Raw genomic sequence first — 16,148 nt, forward strand, 5'->3', positions numbered from 1 at the left:
CACCCGCGCGCGGGAGATCTGCTCGAACCTGCCGAAAGGGGTCCCGCGGTGCCCGCCATCTCCCGCGACGAGGTCGCACACCTCGCCCGGTTGTCCCGGCTCGCCCTGACCGATGACGAGCTCGACCTGTATGCCGGTCAGCTGGATTCGATCCTCAGTCACGTGCGGGTCATTTCGGAGGTCGCCGCCGACGTCCCCGCCACCGCGTCGCCGAATCCGACGACGAACGTGACCCGGCCCGACACCATCGTCGAGGGCCTGACGCCGGAGCAGGCGCTGTCCGGCGCCCCGGCGGTCGAGGAGCAGCGGTTCATGGTCCCGCAGATCCTGGGAGAGGGCGAATGAGCGATCTGACCAGGGCCACCGCCGCCGAGCTGGCCGAGAAGATCCACGCCCGGGAGGTGTCCGCCGTGGAGGTCACCGAGGCGCATCTGCGGCGCATCGCGGAGGTCGACGGCGAGCTCAACGCGTTCCTGCACGTCGCCGGGGAGCAGGCCCTGCAGACGGCGGCCGCGGTGGACCGCGCGATCGCCGCGGGCACCGTGGCCTCGCCGCTGGCGGGAGTTCCGTTGGCGCTCAAGGACGTTTTCACCACCACCGATATGCCGACGACCTGTGGGTCGAAGATGCTCGAGGGCTGGGTCCCGCCCTACGACGCGACGGTGACCGCCAAGCTGCGCGAGGCCGGTATCCCGATCCTCGGCAAGACCAACATGGACGAGTTCGCGATGGGCTCGTCGACAGAGAACTCCGCCTACGGCCCGACCCTCAACCCCTGGGATCCGCAGCGGATCCCGGGCGGCTCGGGCGGCGGGTCGGCGACGGCGCTTGCGTCGTATCAGGCGCCGCTGTCGATCGGCACCGACACCGGCGGGTCCATCCGCCAGCCCGCGTCGATGACCGGCACCGTGGGCACCAAGCCGACCTACGGCACCGTATCGCGCTACGGACTGGTCGCCTGCGCCTCATCGCTGGATCAGGGCGGCCCGTGCGGGCGGACCGTGCTGGACACCGCGCTGCTGCACGAGGTCATCGCGGGCTACGACCCACGTGACTCGACCTCGCGCAACGCGCCGGTGGCGCCGGTGGTCGAGGCGGCGCGGCAGGGCGCGCGGGGCGATCTGAGCGGTGTGAAGGTCGGCGTGGTCGAGGAGTTGCACTCCGACAGCTATCAGCCCGGCGTCATCGCCTCCTTCGACGCGGCCGTCGCGGTGCTGAAGGAGCTCGGCGCCGAGGTGGTCGAGGTCTCGTGTCCGCACTTCGAGTACGCGCTGCCCGCCTACTACCTGATCCTGCCCAGCGAGGTGTCGTCGAACCTGGCCCGGTTCGACGCCATGCGCTACGGCCTGCGCGTCGGCGACGACGGGCAGCACAGCGCCGAGCAGGTGATGGCCGCTACCCGCGAGGCCGGATTCGGCCCGGAGGTCAAGCGCCGCATCATGATCGGCACCTACGCCCTGTCGGCCGGGTACTACGACGCCTTCTACGGGCAGGCGCTGAAGGTGCGCACGCTCATCGCCCAGGACTTCGACAAGGCCTACGAGCAGGTCGACGTGCTGGTCTCGCCGACCAGCCCGTTCACCGCCTGGAAGCTCGGGGAGAAGGTCGGCGACCCGCTGTCGATGTACCTGTCGGACCTGTGCACGCTGCCCAGCAACCTGGCGGGCTACTGCGGCATGTCGGTCCCGTCGGGCCTGAGCGGCGACGACGGCATGCCGGTAGGCCTCCAGATCATGGCCCCAGCCCTCGCCGACGACCGCCTCTACCGAGTCGGCGCGGCCTACGAGACAGCCCGCGGCCCCCTCGCCTAGCACCCCGGCCAAAAGCATGCCGGGGAGACGTGGTGGCGCTGCGCGGTGCTGGGGAGAGGTGGTGGCGCTGCGCCATGCTGGGGAGATGTGGTGGTGCTGCGGCATGCTGGGGGGACATGGTGGTGCTGCGCGGTGCTGGGGAGACGTGGGGGGTACTGCGGGGTGGAGGTCTCGTTCAGGGGCGGGGCCAGGGGCGGCCGTCGAGGCGTTCTATGTCGGTGTTGAAGCGTTGGAGGTAGTCGGCAAAGGTGGCGACGTCTTCGGGGGGCCAGCCTTCCATGACGCGGTTCAGGCCCTCGATGTTGGCGCCGCGTTCGGTGACCAGTCGCCGTTCGCCCGCGGCGGTGATCCGGAACTTGCGGGCCATGCCGCCCTCCGGGTCGGGGATGCGTTCGACGAGCCCGGCGCGCAGCAGGGCGGCGGTCTGCCGGTTGAGGGTCGAGGCGTCCAGGCCGAAGGCGTCGCTGAGCTGACCGATCGACATCGGCCCCTCGATGGCCAGGCGACTGAGCAGCAGGTACGCGCTGCGCTCCAGCCGGGTGCCGTCGCGGCGGTAGCGCGGGTTGAGGGTGTAGCGGCCGAGCAGCATGGTCTCGAACTCCACCAGATGCGTGGGCTTGTCCATGCCGTCCTTCCGCCGGTTCGCGCCGCAGCCATATGGGGCCCGGTACCACAGCCACCCGGACCCGTGTGCGCACTACACATTGTATGAGCCGTGCATATCCTGCGGCCCTGCCGGGGAGCGTGCGCGGACGAGCCTCCCGGCTCCCGTCGCCGCGCCCGGAAGACCAGCGATGGCAAGCCCTCGGTCATTCCGGCCCGTTCTCGGCCGGAATCCAGTGGGCTGGGTCAGCAGCTTCCCATGGACGTGCCCTGGTCGGTGCCGTAGCGGTGGCCGTGGCCCGGGGGTGGGGTGAGGGCGGTGAGGAGGTCGGCGGAGGTCTGGACGAAGCTGAGTAGTGGAATCCAGGGCGGGCGGGGGGCGTCCGGGCGGGTTCCGGTGGGATCGGGTGCGCGCCAGAGCAATTCGGGCGACCACTGCACGACCGGATCGGAGGAGTTGGCGAGAATCGTTGCGCCGCCGTGGTGTACGCGTCCGGCGGGCGGTCCCGACCACAGGGCGGCGCATACCCGGCGCTGCTGATCGGCATCGTCGGCGAACAGGGCGCTACCGGCGGCGGCCCCGAGGCTTTGTCCGTAGATGTACAGGCGGGGCGGGTGCGGTAGCGCGGCGATCCGCTGTTCGACGGCGGTGAACAGGGCGCGAGTGGACTCCTCCGCCGCGCCGCGGCCGAAGACGAAGGTGGCCCAGCTGGGCGCCTCCGAGTACTGCATGCCGACCAGCGCGACGTCCCCGTCGAACCGCTCGTCCATTCCGCGGGCGGCATTGGCGTCGATCCACCCCGACCCGGTGGGAATCATCAGGACCAGATTGGCGCGATTCAGCGCACCCGAACGCTCGATCTCGCGAATCGCCAGGGCGACACGGGAATTCAGGTCGGGAGCCGAGTTCAGCCCGATATAGACGCGCGCCGCGCGCGCGGGCGAACCGGCGACGAACTTGCGGCCCTCCGCGCCGAGCGAGGCCCAGCTCACCTCGGAGGCGGCGCTGCCCGAGTGAGTCAGCGAAACCGGTTGCACGAGTGTGGAATCGACGAAGGCGTTAGCGGTCGCGTCGGCCGAGCGGCGCCAGTCCGCGACCGTCGGGAGCAGCACGGCCTGGGTGGCCAGCGCCGCCGCCACCGTCAATCCGACGCTCCGAACTCGGCCCAATCGCCGGACGAGCCACCGTATTCCGCGCACGACACCGACCAGAACCCCCACGATCAGCGCGGCGCCGATCCCGCAGCGCAGCCAGTGGTCGGCGCCGACGGCCGCGACGCCCATCGCACCCCGCAGCCGGTTCTGCCAGTGCTGTGCGAGGACGACCGCGCCGGAGACCAGCAGAGCGCCGGCCAGTGCCGACGGAATCCGGTACGCCGCGAGGCCGCGATCTACGTCGAATCCCAAGCGCCGTCCGATGATTCGCGCGCTCCCCGCGACGGCGAGCGCGATGGTGACGAGCAGTGCGGTGAGGATCGCCTGGGCCGCAGCGGTGCGCGGGAGCAGGCCGGGGGCCAAGGAGGCCGCGGTGCCCAGGGTGAGCGCCAGCGTGGTGCCGATGCGGGGCGGGGTGCGGAGGGCCGCGAAGACGCGTCGTCGCGGCGGGGCCGGTCTGTGGTGCGGCGGCGCGCCGCGGTGGCGCTCCGGTTCGGCGCGGTGGTCCTCTGGTCTGACAAGGGTCATGGTCATGGCAAATCCTCGGTGCGTCAGTCGATTCGGTGACGATCGATGCGAAGTGGTGCGCCGACGCGGGCAGGGCGAGGACGCCGTGCCGCCGGTCGGCGGTCAGGGCCGGGCGACGGGCGTCGCCTGGGTGAGGGGCCCGGTGCGGCAGATGCCGCACGCGGGGTGTGTGCCGCGTGGTGTGCGTCCGGCCGGGCCGCACACGCGCGGGGGGAGAATGATGCGCTACCGGTGTGTCTCGAACGGGGTCATCCGGTTGGCGTTCCGATTCCGTTCGCCGGGGCGGTTCAGTTCGGGAGGGCAATGCGCGGCCTCCTGCGGAAGAGGAAGGTCGGATCGATCCCGCGGCGGCGTGCCCGGCGGATTCCCATGAGCAGGAACGCGAGCGCGAGCACGGCCGAACCCGCCGGGGCGAGCATCCGCAGCGCCTGGTCGCCGATCGCGCTGCCCGACAGCTCGGTGCCGAACACGTACTCCGGCAGCGGGGTGGCGTAGTTCTGGCGGCGCGAATTCAGGTCCACGGCCGTCGTCGCGACGCTGGCGAGCACCTCGCACCGGGTGCGGGTGAGCGGCTCGGCGTGCGCGGCGCAGGCGGTGTACATGCGCTGCTCCAGGGCCGCGTCGACGGCCTGGCGCGCCCAGGACCCCAGCGGCTGGTGGTCCCGTTCGGCGTAGCGGAGCATGTCGTAGCCGAGATCGTGTGCCTTGCAGGCGTTGTCGAACTCCGGCGGCAGCGGGATCGGCGACGAGCAGCCGCCGCGCGGATCCACCAGCAGTCCGTCCGCCACCACCGGGCGATATCCCTGTCGCGCCTGGAAGTCGTCGGGAATCGCGGCGTCCCAGGGCGTGGCGCCGGTCAGCTCCGCGACCGCGGTCCGGGCCTGGGCGCTCTCGACCGGCGGCCTGCCGACACCGACCGCGGCCGCCGCGGGGGCCAGCGCGACCGTCGACCCGGTGACCATCGCGACCACGGCGGCGGCGCCGGCCACGCGCCGTAGGCGTGCGTCCGCGACCCGCCGAGATGACGAGCCGTTGATCGACTCTGCGCGGGGTGGGTGCTCCTGCGTTGCATCGCTCATGCCTCCGCCTCGCTGGCGCTCGGCTCCGGCACGAGCGATGGCTCGGCTGTGTTGATCGTTCGCTCGCTGCGCTCACTCATGGCCACCAAGGTTATGAATCGGTGTCTACCCCCGCGTCACGCCGGGGTGCGATTTATCGCCTGCAGTACCGGGGGAGGGTTCTTGTCGGCTCGTACCGGGGTAGGGGGTGCGATTTCACCCAGGGGTATGACGACGCTGGTCATGCGGATTTCTACTGTCTTATACATGGCTCGGATTGCGCGGACCGCGCGGCAGGTGACTCGGACGGTGCGAAACCCCGGTCGGCGGCGACTGGCCTTCGACGGGTTCACCGCGCTCGTCACGGCGATCTTCTTCGCGGTGGCGTGGCCGACGCTGCACCTGACCCATCAGGTGCCCGCGGCCGCGCAGCCGTTCATCGCCGGACTGGCCGCCTTCCCGTTCGCGCTGATCCGGGTGAACCCGGCGCTCGGCTGGGCCATCTCGGCCAGTTCGGCGCTGCTGATCGCGCTGGCCATCCCGAACCAGCCGAACAACACGCTGCCGTTCCAGGTGGTGCACATCCTGGTCTGCTTCGCGCTTCTGTTCGCGGTGGCCGTGCGCGCCCAGATGCAGATCGTGCTGGTGGCGTGGATCGCCTCGGCGCTGCTGTTCGCGACGGCGATGGCGCAGACCGGCGACTCGTTCGCCGAGGCCGGGCTGGGCTGGCCGATCGCGATGACCGGGCTGGTGGTGTTCGGCCTGCTGGTGCGCTGGCTGGTGCTCTCGCGCAAGGCGCTGGTGCGGCAGGAGGAGCAGAACGAGCTGGAGCGGGCGCGCCGGGCGATCCTGGAGGAGAAGGCCCGCATCGCCCGCGACCTGCACGACGTAGTCGCCCACCACATGTCGATGGTGGTGGTGCAGGCGCAGACCGCGCCCTACCGGGTGAACGACGTCTCCCCGGCCGCGCAGGCGGAGTTCGAGTCGATCGGGGCCTCCGCGCGCGAGGCGCTCAACGAGATCCGCGGCATGCTCGGCGTGCTCCGCAGCGACGGGCAACTGCCCGAGCACGCGCCCCAGCCCGCGGCCGTCGACGTGCTGGCGCTGCTGGACGGCGCCCGACGGGCCGGGGTGTCGATCGCCTGGACGATCGACGGCGAACTGGCGGCCGTTCCCGATACGGCGGGGCTGGCGCTGTACCGGATCGTGCAGGAGTCGCTGTCCAACGCCTCTCGGCACGCGCCCGGCGCCGCGGTGCGTGTCACCCTGACGGTCCACGCGGGCTCGGTCGAGGCCGTGGTCGGCAACGCTCCGGGCGCGAGCGTGGCGGGCGGATCGCCCGGGACCGGCATCTCGGGCATGCAGGCCAGGGCCGAGGCCATCGGCGGCACCGTCACCGCGGGTCCCCGGCCGGAGGGCGGATTCGAGGTGCGGGCGACGCTGCCGTTCGCACTCGGCGGCACCGCGATCACATCGCCCCTGCCCATCGCCGCAATCGAGGCGAACGGCACCGCCGACCCGGCGCACTGACCGGACCTCCCCCGCGGGGGAGGGAGTGGCCTGGGTGCGGTGTTTCGAGGCTGCGCGTGCGAGACTCGTCGGGATGTTCCCGTCGTCGATCGTCCGATTCAGCTGAGGTCAGAGTCTCGTGCCCATTACCGTGTTGATCGCCGATGATCAGGCGATGGTGCGGCAGGGCTTCGGCGCCCTGCTCGCCGCCCAGTCCGATATCAGCGTCATCGGGGACGCGGCCAACGGCAAGATCGCCGTCGAGGAGGCCAAGCGCCTGCGGCCCGATGTGGTGCTGATGGATGTGCGCATGCCGGAGATGAGCGGCCTGGACGCGGCCCGCGCCATCCTGGCCGCTCACCTCGATCCGCCGGTACGGGTGCTGATGCTCACCACCTTCGATATCGACGACTACGTCTACGAGGCATTGAGCCTGGGCGCCAGCGGCTTTTTGCTCAAGGACGCGCCCGCCGACGAGTTGGTGCGCGCGGTGCGGGTGGTCTCCGAGGGCCAGGCCCTGCTGGCCCCGACGGTGACGCGCCGGTTGATCGCCGACGTCACCCGGCGCCGCGCCCGCCCCAAACCGGCGCCCGCGCTGGGCGCGCTGACTCCCCGCGAGCGCGAGGTGCTCGAGCTCATCGCCAAGGGCATGTCCAATACCGAGATCGCCGAAGCGCTGTTCGTCGCCGAGCAGACTGTGAAAACTCACGTGTCCAAGGTGTTCTCGAAGCTCGAATTGCGTGACCGCGCACAGGCTGTGGTACTCGCCTACGAATCGGGACTGGTGACCCCCGGCTGACCGGCGGGAATCGTCGGAGCGCAGCAGGTAGGATCGCCGGACTTGTACGTCGCCGGAAGGGGTCCCGTAGGTGTTGCACAACGGTGACGTGTTCGCCGGGTTCACCATCGAGCGTCTGCTCGGGCAGGGCGGGATGGGTTCGGTCTACCTGGCGCGCCACCCGCGGCTGCCCCGCCTGACGGCGCTCAAGCTGTTGAACCGGGAGCTGTTCGCCGACGCCGAGATTCGCGCGCGGTTCGAGCGCGAGGCGGATCTGGCCGCGCAGCTGGACCATCCGAATATCGTGGCCGTCTACGATCGCGGCGTCGAGGACGAGCAGCTGTGGATCAGCATGCAGTACGTGGACGGCGTGGACGCGGCCACCGTGCACCCGCACACCCTGCCGCCGGAGCGGGCGGTGCAGATCATCGAAGGCGTCGCCGCCGCACTGGATTACGCGCACGGCAACGGCGTCCTGCATCGGGATATCAAACCGGCCAACATCATGCTGGCGCGGGCGGGCGGCGGCAAGGGGGAGCGGGTCTTCCTCACCGACTTCGGGATCGCGCGGCTGCGGGAGGACACCCAGCATCTGACGCAGGCTGGAATGTTCACCGCCACACTGGCCTACGCGTCGCCCGAGCAGATGACCGGCGCCGAACTGGACCACGGCTCGGACCAGTACTCGCTCGCCTGCGCGCTGTACTGGCTGCTGACCGCGACCGGGCCGTTCGACTCGGAACATCCGACGGAGGTGATCCGCGGGCACCTGCAGCTGCCGGTGCCACCGGCCAGCCAGCGGCGGACCGGGCTGTCCCCGGCGATGGACGCGGTGATCGCCAAGGCGATGGCCAAGCGGTCCGTCGAAAGATTCCCCAGCTGTACGGATTTCGCGACCGCTGCCAAACGGGCGCTGACGGCGCCGGTGCCGGTGGCGGTGGCTGCGCCGTATGCCTTCGCGGCGCAGTCGAATCAGCCTGCCGCGCAGGTCTATTCGTCAGGCGGGCCGGGTGGCTTCTCAGGCTCGGCGGGAACCGGGGTGCCGTCGTCTGCCCGAAGTGGCGTGTCGGCGAACATGGCTGCGCCCCCGACCTATCCGGCACCGGGATTTCCGTCGCCGCCGGGTCATCCGCCGCCACGCCCGTCGTCGAATTGGGTCGGCTGGCTGGTCCTCGGCGTGGTGGTGCTGCTGGCGGCGGTGCTCGCCGGGGCCGCGGTCGTCAGTTCCGAGGACGACGACTCGGAGAGCAGCGGGGCCGAAACCACCACGGTGACCACGGATTCCGATCCGGTGCGCGACCTTCGCGAGCTGCACTCGGCCTTCCCCCAGCTGGTCCCGGAGTCGAACGACAGCGGTACCGGCAACGGCATCGGGCTGGGCGGGAAGACCTGCTATGCCACCAAGGCGGGCGGCCCCCTGTTCCAGCACAACGAGGGGCATCCGTCGCTGGGCAACTGGGTCGCGGCCTGGGACTGCTGGGGCGCCGGAGCCGGGCATCAACCGGACTACACCCTGCTCTCGTACCGTTCGCCCGCCGATGTGCACACGGTCCTGGCGCGCTTACCCCCCAATCGTACGAGCATCGAGACCAACAGCGGCACCACCTATACCAACCACCGCTGGAACACCCCGGAGAACCAGTCGCGGACGACGTACTACGTGATGACCTCGTTCGAGAACGATCCGGTGCGAGCGAACTACCTGCTGTACTGCAGTAACGACTTCTGGCCCGCGGTCCAGCGCGGCCTGTCCGGCCCGGCCTTCACCGAATGGTGGAAGACCGTGCCGCTCAAATGACTGGCCTGGCCCCGTGCCCGCCCACCGCACCCCCGAACTGATGCCGAGCGTGGTCGCTGCGCCGCATGGCCGAAATCCTCGGCGCCGCAACCGGGAAGCCGTCGCGCTTCGAGGAGATCACGCACGAGCAGGCCGTCGACCACGCCGCCGAATTCGCGTAGTTGCCGGGCATCACGGGGTGGCGCGCTCGTCGAGCACCATGTGCCCGGCATCGACGAGGATCTGCCTGGCCCGTCTTCGGACCTCGCAGTCGTCGACGGTGCAGCACATATGAATCTGCATTGCCTCGTGCGCGTGTTCGGGAGTCAGCGGACCGGGATCGACGGTGCAGTCGAAGAGGAACATCATGGCGACTACCAGCGTTCTTCGCGGGAAAAGCCGAGCGGGAACCAACCCGAGTAAGCGTATCCAGGTTCATCGCCAGGTGTGAGCGGTATAGGTTACTCGGAGTCGACGAGTGCCCAACGTACCCATTCGGACCCCGTGAACCGGCTCATCCGAAGAATGCGGCCGCCTCCCGATACCGGTCCGCCGGAACCAGTTTGAGCTGCTTGGTCGCCTCCGCCAGCGGCACCAGCTCGATATCGCTGCCCTGCAGTGCGACCATCTGGCCGAAATGCCCGTCGTGCACCGCCTCGGTGGCGTGCACGCCGAACCGAGTTGCCAGCACCCGGTCGAAGGCGGTCGGCTTGCCGCCGCGCTGCACGTGGCCGAGCACTGTGGTGCGTACCTCCTTGCCGATGCGCCGCTCGATCTCGAAGCCCAACTGGTGTGCGACCCCGGTGAACCGCTCGTGCCCGTACTCGTCGATACCGCCCTCGCGCAGATGGAACGAGCCCTCCGCCGGTTTGGCGCCCTCGGCCACCACGCAGATGAAATGCGAATCCCCGCGCTGGAATCGGCGTTTCATCATCGCGCACACCTCATCCACGTCGAAGGGCACCTCGGGGACCAGGGTCAGGTGCGCGCCGGAGGCGATACCGGCGTTCATCGCGATCCAGCCCGCGTGCCTGCCCATGACCTCCACCAGCATCACGCGCTGATGCGATTCGGCGGTGGTGTGCAGCCGGTCGATGGCGTCGGTGGCGATGGTGACCGCGGTGTCGTGGCCGAATGTGGTGTCGGTGCAGTCGATGTCGTTGTCGATGGTCTTCGGCACGCCGACCACCGGGACGCCCTCCTCGGCCAGCCAGCTGGCGGCCGTCAGCGTGCCCTCGCCGCCGATCGGGATGAGCGCCTCGATGCCGTTGTCGTCGAGGGTCTGCTTGATGCGGCCCAGCCCCGCCCGCAGCACGTCCGGATTGGTGCGCGCCGTGCCGAGCATGGTGCCGCCCTTGGTGAGCAGCCGATCGGTGCGGTCGTCGTTGTGGATGCGAATTCTGCGATCCTCGAGTAGCCCGCGCCAGCCGTCCTGGAAACCGACGATCGCGTCCCCGTAGCGACCGTTCGCGGTGCGAACGACTGCTCGGATGACCGCGTTCAAGCCTGGGCAGTCCCCGCCTCCGGTCAAGACTCCGATGCGCATGCCCGCTATCTTGCCGCGCCCACGCAGCCACCGCAGCCCTGCCCCCACGAACCCGCCCACATCAACCATCACACCAGTGGATTCCGGCCAAAAGCACGCCGGAATGACTAGGGCGTGCTGCGGTCGGAAATTACACTCGGCGTGTACTGCTGCGTTCAATTCCGGGCAGTACACGCCCAGTACTGCTGCGTTCAATTCCGGGCAGTACACGCCCACTACTGCTGCGTTCGTTTCCCGCCAGTACACGCCCAGTACTGTCGTCTTCATTTCCCGGCATGTTTTTGGCCGGGATCAGCGGGGGGCCGGGCACTGCCCGGCGGGGAGGTCGCCCAGGTGCTTGCCTACCAGGGTGATCATCTTGTTCAGGATCTGGGTGCCGTCGTCGAATCTGCCCGAATTGGCCTGTGCGGCCAGGGCGACCGCCAGCTGGCCGGTGGGGGTGGTGACCAGGCCGAACTGGCGGACCAGATAGCTGCCGCCCTGGTCCGGGCCCCAGCCGCCCTTGTACTCGGCATTGTCGAGGTTGCCGATGCCCCACTGCTGGCCCCACACCACCTTGCCCATGAGATTGACGACCGTGTCGGCGTCGGGCAGGCAGGGCAGTCGCGAGGCGAACCGCACCTGATCGGCCAGGGACCAGTCGGCCTGGCCGAAGGCGGAGTAGTCGGGCCGGGCGCGGGTGGCGGGCACCCTGGTGGTGGTGTCGCCGCCCTCGCGCAGCACGGCCTCCACGGCGCCCGCGGCCTGGGCGGGCGCGCCCAGCGACTGCCACAGCCCGTCGGCGGCGCTGTTGTCGGATTCGGTGATGGCCGCCGACATCTGATACGTGCCGGAGTTGCCGTTGGCGCGCAGCACCGCCAGCGTGAGCGGCACTTTCATCGTCGACCAGGCTGGGCCGGTGGTCCAATCGCCCAGGGAGGTCGCCCGCTCGCCGCCGACGGGCATGATCGCCATGCCGACGCGCCCGCCCAGGGACGGCTGCACCTCCTTGAAGTCGGCGGCCAGCGTGCCGGGCAGCGCGACCATCTCGCCGATGGTCGGATTGCTGGGCCGCTCCATCGTGGGCAGCGGTTCGCTGTCGATGCCCGAGGAACAGGCCGTACCGGCCAGCACGAGAGTGCTGCACAGCGCGGCCGTCAGCCGCCGCCGGATCACCGCGCCGGACGGCCGCCGTCGCCCGCGCGCCGCCGGTGCGAGACCCGGTGGCGGCGTGGATGTTTCGCCGCCGCCGATTCGGGTCACTCCGTAAATACCCGGCAGTGGGCGCATTTCGGACGGCTCGCACCGGTCGCCCGGCCGCCGGTGTGGTGCGTCCACCCGTTCACCTCCAACATCGCGGGGTGGTTCGAACCACGCCACCCCTCAGTCGAGGCATTCTGTGTCGTCCGGGCTTCGCGGTCAAATGCCGAATCTCACGGTGGCACATATGAGACGCATCCCACTCACCGTCGGCATTCACCGCCGCCCAGCTCACGAGCGTGCTTGGCGAGCAGGGCGGCCATCTTGTCGAGCATCGCGGTGGCGTCCTCGAAACTGCCCGAATCCGGTTGCGCGGCAAAGGCCACCGCCAGCTGTCCGGACCAGGTCGGGATCAGGCCGAACTGGCGAGCCAGGTAGGCGCCGGTCTCGTCGTCGGGCCCCCAGCCGCCCTTGTACTCCGCACCGACGAAGGCGCCCAGCCCCCAGCTCTGGCTGGCGGTGATCTCGCTCATCAGATTCACCACGCGCGCGGCGTACTGCAGACAGGGCAGTCGGCTGGCGAACCGGACCTGATTGAGCAGCGTCCACACGGTGGCGCCGAACGCCATCGGGTCGTCGACGGTCTCCCGGGCCTCCGCATTGTGCCGATCGGCGACATCGGTTGTGGTGTCCCCCGATTCGCGCAGCACCGCCTCGACCGCCTCGGCCGCTCGCTCGCCGCCGCCGAGCGCGTCCCACATCGCCTGCGCCGCCTCGTTGTCGGAGAAGGTGATCGCCGCCGTCGCGAGTTCGGCCTGGCCCGCGGGATCCTGGCGCAGCGCGGCCAATGCCAGCGGCACCTTGATGGTGGACCACGCGATACCGGTGGTCCAGTTGCCCAGGGTGATGGCGCGATCGCCGCCGACGGGCATCACGGCCATGCCCATGCTGCCCGGCATGTCGCGTTGCAGTTCGGCGAATTCGGTGGCCAGCGAGCTGGAGACGCCGAGGGTCTCGGCCGTGGCGTGGATCCCGGGCTGCAGGGCCACCGCGTTCGCGGGCGGTGCGGGGGCGGCCGGGGGCGGAGGGGCATCGACGGGAACCGGGGTACCGGCGTTCACGGTGCACCCGGCGACGGCCACCGCCGACACCAGCAGGGTCCATCGAAAGCTCTTGCGCCGCACCGGCTTCACATCAATAGACATACACCACCGCGTTTTCGCCGCCGGTGCAGGTGACCACCTTGCCCGACGCGGTGCAGTCCATCGGGTACGACCGGCCGGTGACCGGGCTGACCGCCGTCACCGATGCCGGGCCGCCGGAAGTGCCCGCCGCCTGGGCATAGGCCTTGCGGACCGCCTCGGCGAAGGCGCACGAGGTGACCGACGAGCCCGTGGCGGATCTCGAGAACGGACCCTGCGCGGATGAACTGCCCTGGCACGCGGTGGCGCCGGGCGGCGGGCTGGCGGCCGTCGTGGTCGGCGCGGTGCTGGCGGTGGTCGGGGCGGACTGCTGCGGCACCGAGATATTCGACCCCGCCGGGCCGGACGCCACCGACGGGGCGGTGCTGCCCGGTTTGCTCACCACGTGCCACCCGACCGTGCCCGCCACCGCGGCCAGTGCGACGGCGAGGACGCCGAGCACGATCGGCAGCACGATCGAGCGCCGCCGGGAATCCGGATAGGGATCTTCGTAATCCGTTGCGGCGGTGTCATATTCGGCCTGCCCGTCGAAGGTGTAATCGTGCTCCTCGCGCTCCGCGTCGTACCCACGTGCCGCCGAACCGTACTCGCCTGCCCCGGATTCATCGTCGTAATCCGTTGCGGCAGAGTCATAGTCATCATACGCGCGCGCCGCAGAGCCGCCCTCGTAAACCTGTGTCGCGGGGTCGTAATCGTCGTACGCCCGTGTGGCGGGGGTGTTCTTGTAAGTCTGTGTGGCGGGGTCGTATTCGTCGTACGCGCCTGCGGCGGGGTCATCGTCGTAGGTTCGGTCCGCAGGGTCGTAGTCGTCATAAGCCCGTGCGGCAGGGGTGCTCTTGTAAGTCTGTGCCGCGAGATCGTAGTCGTCGTAAGTGTGGGCAGTCGGGTCGTCGTATGTGCGTGCGGCGGGGTCGTCCGAATGACTCCTTGTGGTGGAGTCGTCCTCGTAAGCACCCGCGACGGGGTCGTAATCGTCGTAAGGTCGTGGGCCGGATTCGTAATCGTCGTGTGTCCGTGCGGCGGAGTCTGAGTCGTTCTCGTAAGTCCTTGCGGCGGGATCGTTCTCGTAGGCCTGTGTTGCCGGGCCGTCCGGATAGCTTCGGGTGGTGGGTTGGCGCTCGTAAGCGCCCGCGGCCGGGTCGTAGTCGTCGTAAGCCTGGGCGCCGGAGTAATCGGTGTGGGCGCGGGTGGAGGGGTAGTCGGCGTCGGTTCGCTCGTCGCGGTAGGGCGAGTAGTCGCCGCCGGGTGGCGGGGTGGCCTCGTGGCGGTCGCCGGGCGCGCTGGTGGGCGCCGCGGATCCGGTGAGCGACGGCGATTCCCACGTGGGCCGCTCGCTCGGCTCCGGCAGCGGCGCGAAACGGAACTCGTCGGGCCGGACCAGTGTCGGGTCGGTCGGGCGGATCACCGGCAGGTCGCCGGAGGTGTCGCGGTCCTGGTCCGGATCGCGGGGCGCGATGATACGCAGCGTCCCGGAGGTGTCGTGGCTGCGCGGTGGCCGCGTGTCGGTCTCGGAATCGCGCTGCGCGGCCCGCGCATCGGCGCCCTGCTCCGAGGGGCGCGGGACCAGGCTGGTCGGCTCATTCGCGTTGGACGGGCGGCCCGTCCCCGTCCCGGTCCGCATCACCTCGGTGGGCTGGGCGGCATCGTCGGGCTCCGGCGGCGGCGCCGGGGTGCGCGGCGGGAACCGGGCGGGAATGGTGGGGCCCTCCGGGCCGAAGGGCTGGAAGGTGGTCGGCTCCGGCGCCGGTGCGGGAACCCCGCCGGGGGGCTGTCCGAGCAGCGTGCGCTTGTCCCGCTGGGGAAGTCCGGATGCCTTCGCGGTGCGCGTCGCGGCGCCCGAGTCGGCGCCGCTGCCGGGATCGGTGTCCTCCGAGAGATATCCGCGGATGCTCGTCGCCGCGCTGGGGTCCGGCCCGAACGGCACGGCAGAGATCGGCCCGGCCGCCGTATCGGATTCGGTTGCGGTCCCGCCGTATTCGCGCGAGGAGGCGGGCGCCTCGGACTCCACCGGCGTCCGATCGTAGTCGTCGGGATCGTCCTCGGCGACGAACGGGCCGGACTCGCCGACCGTGGCGGTCTCCACCGCCGCGTAGCCGTAACCCACGGACAAGCCGAGGGCGGCGCGGGCGGCCCCGGCGAATTCGCCCGCGGTCCCGTATCGCCCGTCGGGCGTCTTCGCCATCGCGTGCGCGATCACCGCGTCCAGGGCGGGCGGCACGTCCGAGCGTTTCAGGCTGGGCCGCGGCGGCGGGTCCGACAGGTGCGCGCGGATCAGGACGCTCACGCTGTGCACCGGGAACGGGGTTGCCCCCGTGAGGCATTCGTGCAGCACGCAGGCCAGCGAATAGGTGTCCGCGCGCCCGGTGACCGGACCCGCGTCGAACCGCTCCGGCGCCATGTAGGTGTAGGTGCCGGGCGCCGTGCCCACCATGGTCAGGCGGCTGTCGCCCTCGCTGCGGGCGATGCCGAAATCGGCGAGATAGGCGAAATCGGCGGCGGTGACGAGGATGTTGGCCGGCTTGACGTCGCGGTGCACCAGCCCGGCGGTGTGCGCGGCGTCCAACGCCGCCGCCACCTGTTCGATGATGTCGACCGCGCGGTCGGGATCCATCGCGCCGTGCCGCCGCAGCCGCGTGCGCAGATTCTCCCCGCGCACCAACCGCATATCGATATAGAGGACGCCGTCGATCTCGCCCCAGTCGTGGATCGGGATGATGTGGGGGTCCGACAACCCCGCCACCGCACGAGATTCGCGCCGGAACCGCTCCCGATAGGCCGGATCGTCCGCCAGCCCCTCCGCCAGCAGCTTGAGCGCGACCAGGCGGTCCTTGCCGGTGTCGTAGGCCTCGTACACCTCGCCCATGCCGCCTCTGCCCAGCAGCGAGCGCAGCTCGTACGGGCCGAATCTGCCGCCGGCCCGCGACCGCGGTACGTCCACCGGTGCAACCTCCACATCCTGGGCAGGGTGTGCGAGAACCCTTGCCCGGTGGGTCACCGGGGTC

13 protein-coding genes are annotated in these 16,148 nt (G+C 70.4%); 5 read left to right on the forward strand and 8 right to left on the reverse strand.

Features of this window, described 5'->3' with window-relative positions; genetic code table 11:
* The first annotated feature begins 48 nt into the window (after positions 1 to 48).
* Positions 49 to 345 carry an Asp-tRNA(Asn)/Glu-tRNA(Gln) amidotransferase subunit GatC gene (gene gatC, locus ACYVLQ_RS16720; RefSeq protein ID WP_068014021.1) on the forward strand — a complete coding sequence of 99 codons (297 nt, stop codon included), beginning with the start codon at positions 49 to 51 and terminating at the stop codon, positions 343 to 345.
* Positions 342 to 1,811 carry an Asp-tRNA(Asn)/Glu-tRNA(Gln) amidotransferase subunit GatA gene (gene gatA / locus ACYVLQ_RS16725; RefSeq protein ID WP_460698401.1) on the forward strand — a complete coding sequence of 490 codons (1,470 nt, stop codon included), beginning with the start codon at positions 342 to 344 and terminating at the stop codon, positions 1,809 to 1,811. Before gatC ends, gatA begins: the two co-directional genes overlap by 4 nt.
* A 175-nt stretch (positions 1,812 to 1,986) precedes the next feature.
* Here gatA and ACYVLQ_RS16730 read toward each other — a convergent pair whose 3' ends face one another.
* The 3 genes from ACYVLQ_RS16730 to ACYVLQ_RS16740 form a co-directional block, all read right to left on the reverse strand.
* Positions 1,987 to 2,436, reverse strand: coding sequence for a MarR family winged helix-turn-helix transcriptional regulator (locus ACYVLQ_RS16730; RefSeq protein ID WP_460698402.1), 450 nt, complete (start codon positions 2,434 to 2,436; stop codon positions 1,987 to 1,989).
* A 224-nt stretch (positions 2,437 to 2,660) separates the two neighbouring features.
* Positions 2,661 to 4,103, reverse strand: a complete 1,443-nt coding sequence (locus ACYVLQ_RS16735) for an alpha/beta-hydrolase family protein (RefSeq protein WP_460698403.1) — start codon at positions 4,101 to 4,103, stop codon at positions 2,661 to 2,663.
* Between the two features lie 281 nt (positions 4,104 to 4,384).
* Positions 4,385 to 5,176: a hypothetical protein gene (locus tag ACYVLQ_RS16740; protein ID WP_460698404.1), complete on the reverse strand. Its 792-nt coding sequence runs from the start codon at positions 5,174 to 5,176 to the stop codon at positions 4,385 to 4,387.
* A gap of 246 nt (positions 5,177 to 5,422) precedes the next feature.
* On the opposite strand from ACYVLQ_RS16740, the gene ACYVLQ_RS16745 reads away from it, so the two are divergent.
* The 3 genes from ACYVLQ_RS16745 to ACYVLQ_RS16755 all read left to right on the forward strand — a co-directional run bounded on the left by ACYVLQ_RS16745 (position 5,423) and on the right by ACYVLQ_RS16755 (position 9,240).
* A complete protein-coding gene (locus ACYVLQ_RS16745; RefSeq protein WP_460698405.1) occupies positions 5,423 to 6,685 on the forward strand; it encodes a sensor histidine kinase in 1,263 nt (420 codons plus the stop codon).
* Positions 6,686 to 6,803: 118 nt separating this feature from the next.
* Complete coding sequence (locus ACYVLQ_RS16750) at positions 6,804 to 7,463, forward strand: response regulator (protein ID WP_460698406.1); 660 nt, start codon at positions 6,804 to 6,806, stop codon at positions 7,461 to 7,463.
* A gap of 70 nt (positions 7,464 to 7,533) precedes the next feature.
* On the forward strand, positions 7,534 to 9,240 hold the full coding sequence (locus tag ACYVLQ_RS16755; protein WP_460698407.1) for a serine/threonine-protein kinase: 1,707 nt from the start codon (positions 7,534 to 7,536) through the stop codon (positions 9,238 to 9,240).
* A gap of 171 nt (positions 9,241 to 9,411) precedes the next feature.
* On the opposite strand, the gene ACYVLQ_RS16760 is transcribed toward ACYVLQ_RS16755, so the two are convergent.
* The 5 genes from ACYVLQ_RS16760 to ACYVLQ_RS16780 all read right to left on the reverse strand — a co-directional run bounded on the left by ACYVLQ_RS16760 (position 9,412) and on the right by ACYVLQ_RS16780 (position 16,084).
* Positions 9,412 to 9,588, reverse strand: coding sequence for a hypothetical protein (locus tag ACYVLQ_RS16760; protein ID WP_157123836.1), 177 nt, complete (start codon positions 9,586 to 9,588; stop codon positions 9,412 to 9,414).
* 145 nt (positions 9,589 to 9,733) lie between these two features.
* Positions 9,734 to 10,765 (reverse strand): ATP-dependent 6-phosphofructokinase, encoded by a 1,032-nt coding sequence (locus tag ACYVLQ_RS16765; protein ID WP_460698574.1) that lies wholly within the window; start codon positions 10,763 to 10,765, stop codon positions 9,734 to 9,736.
* Between the two features lie 291 nt (positions 10,766 to 11,056).
* A complete protein-coding gene (locus ACYVLQ_RS16770) occupies positions 11,057 to 12,082 on the reverse strand; it encodes a serine hydrolase (protein ID WP_460698408.1) in 1,026 nt (341 codons plus the stop codon).
* 125 nt (positions 12,083 to 12,207) lie between these two features.
* Positions 12,208 to 13,149, reverse strand: coding sequence for a serine hydrolase (locus tag ACYVLQ_RS16775; RefSeq protein WP_460698409.1), 942 nt, complete (start codon positions 13,147 to 13,149; stop codon positions 12,208 to 12,210).
* Positions 13,139 to 16,084, reverse strand: a complete 2,946-nt coding sequence (locus tag ACYVLQ_RS16780; protein WP_460698410.1) for a serine/threonine-protein kinase — start codon at positions 16,082 to 16,084, stop codon at positions 13,139 to 13,141. Before ACYVLQ_RS16780 ends, ACYVLQ_RS16775 begins: the two co-directional genes overlap by 11 nt.
* Positions 16,085 to 16,148 lie beyond the last annotated feature (64 nt).

It is taken from the genome of Nocardia thraciensis (assembly GCF_054782435.1).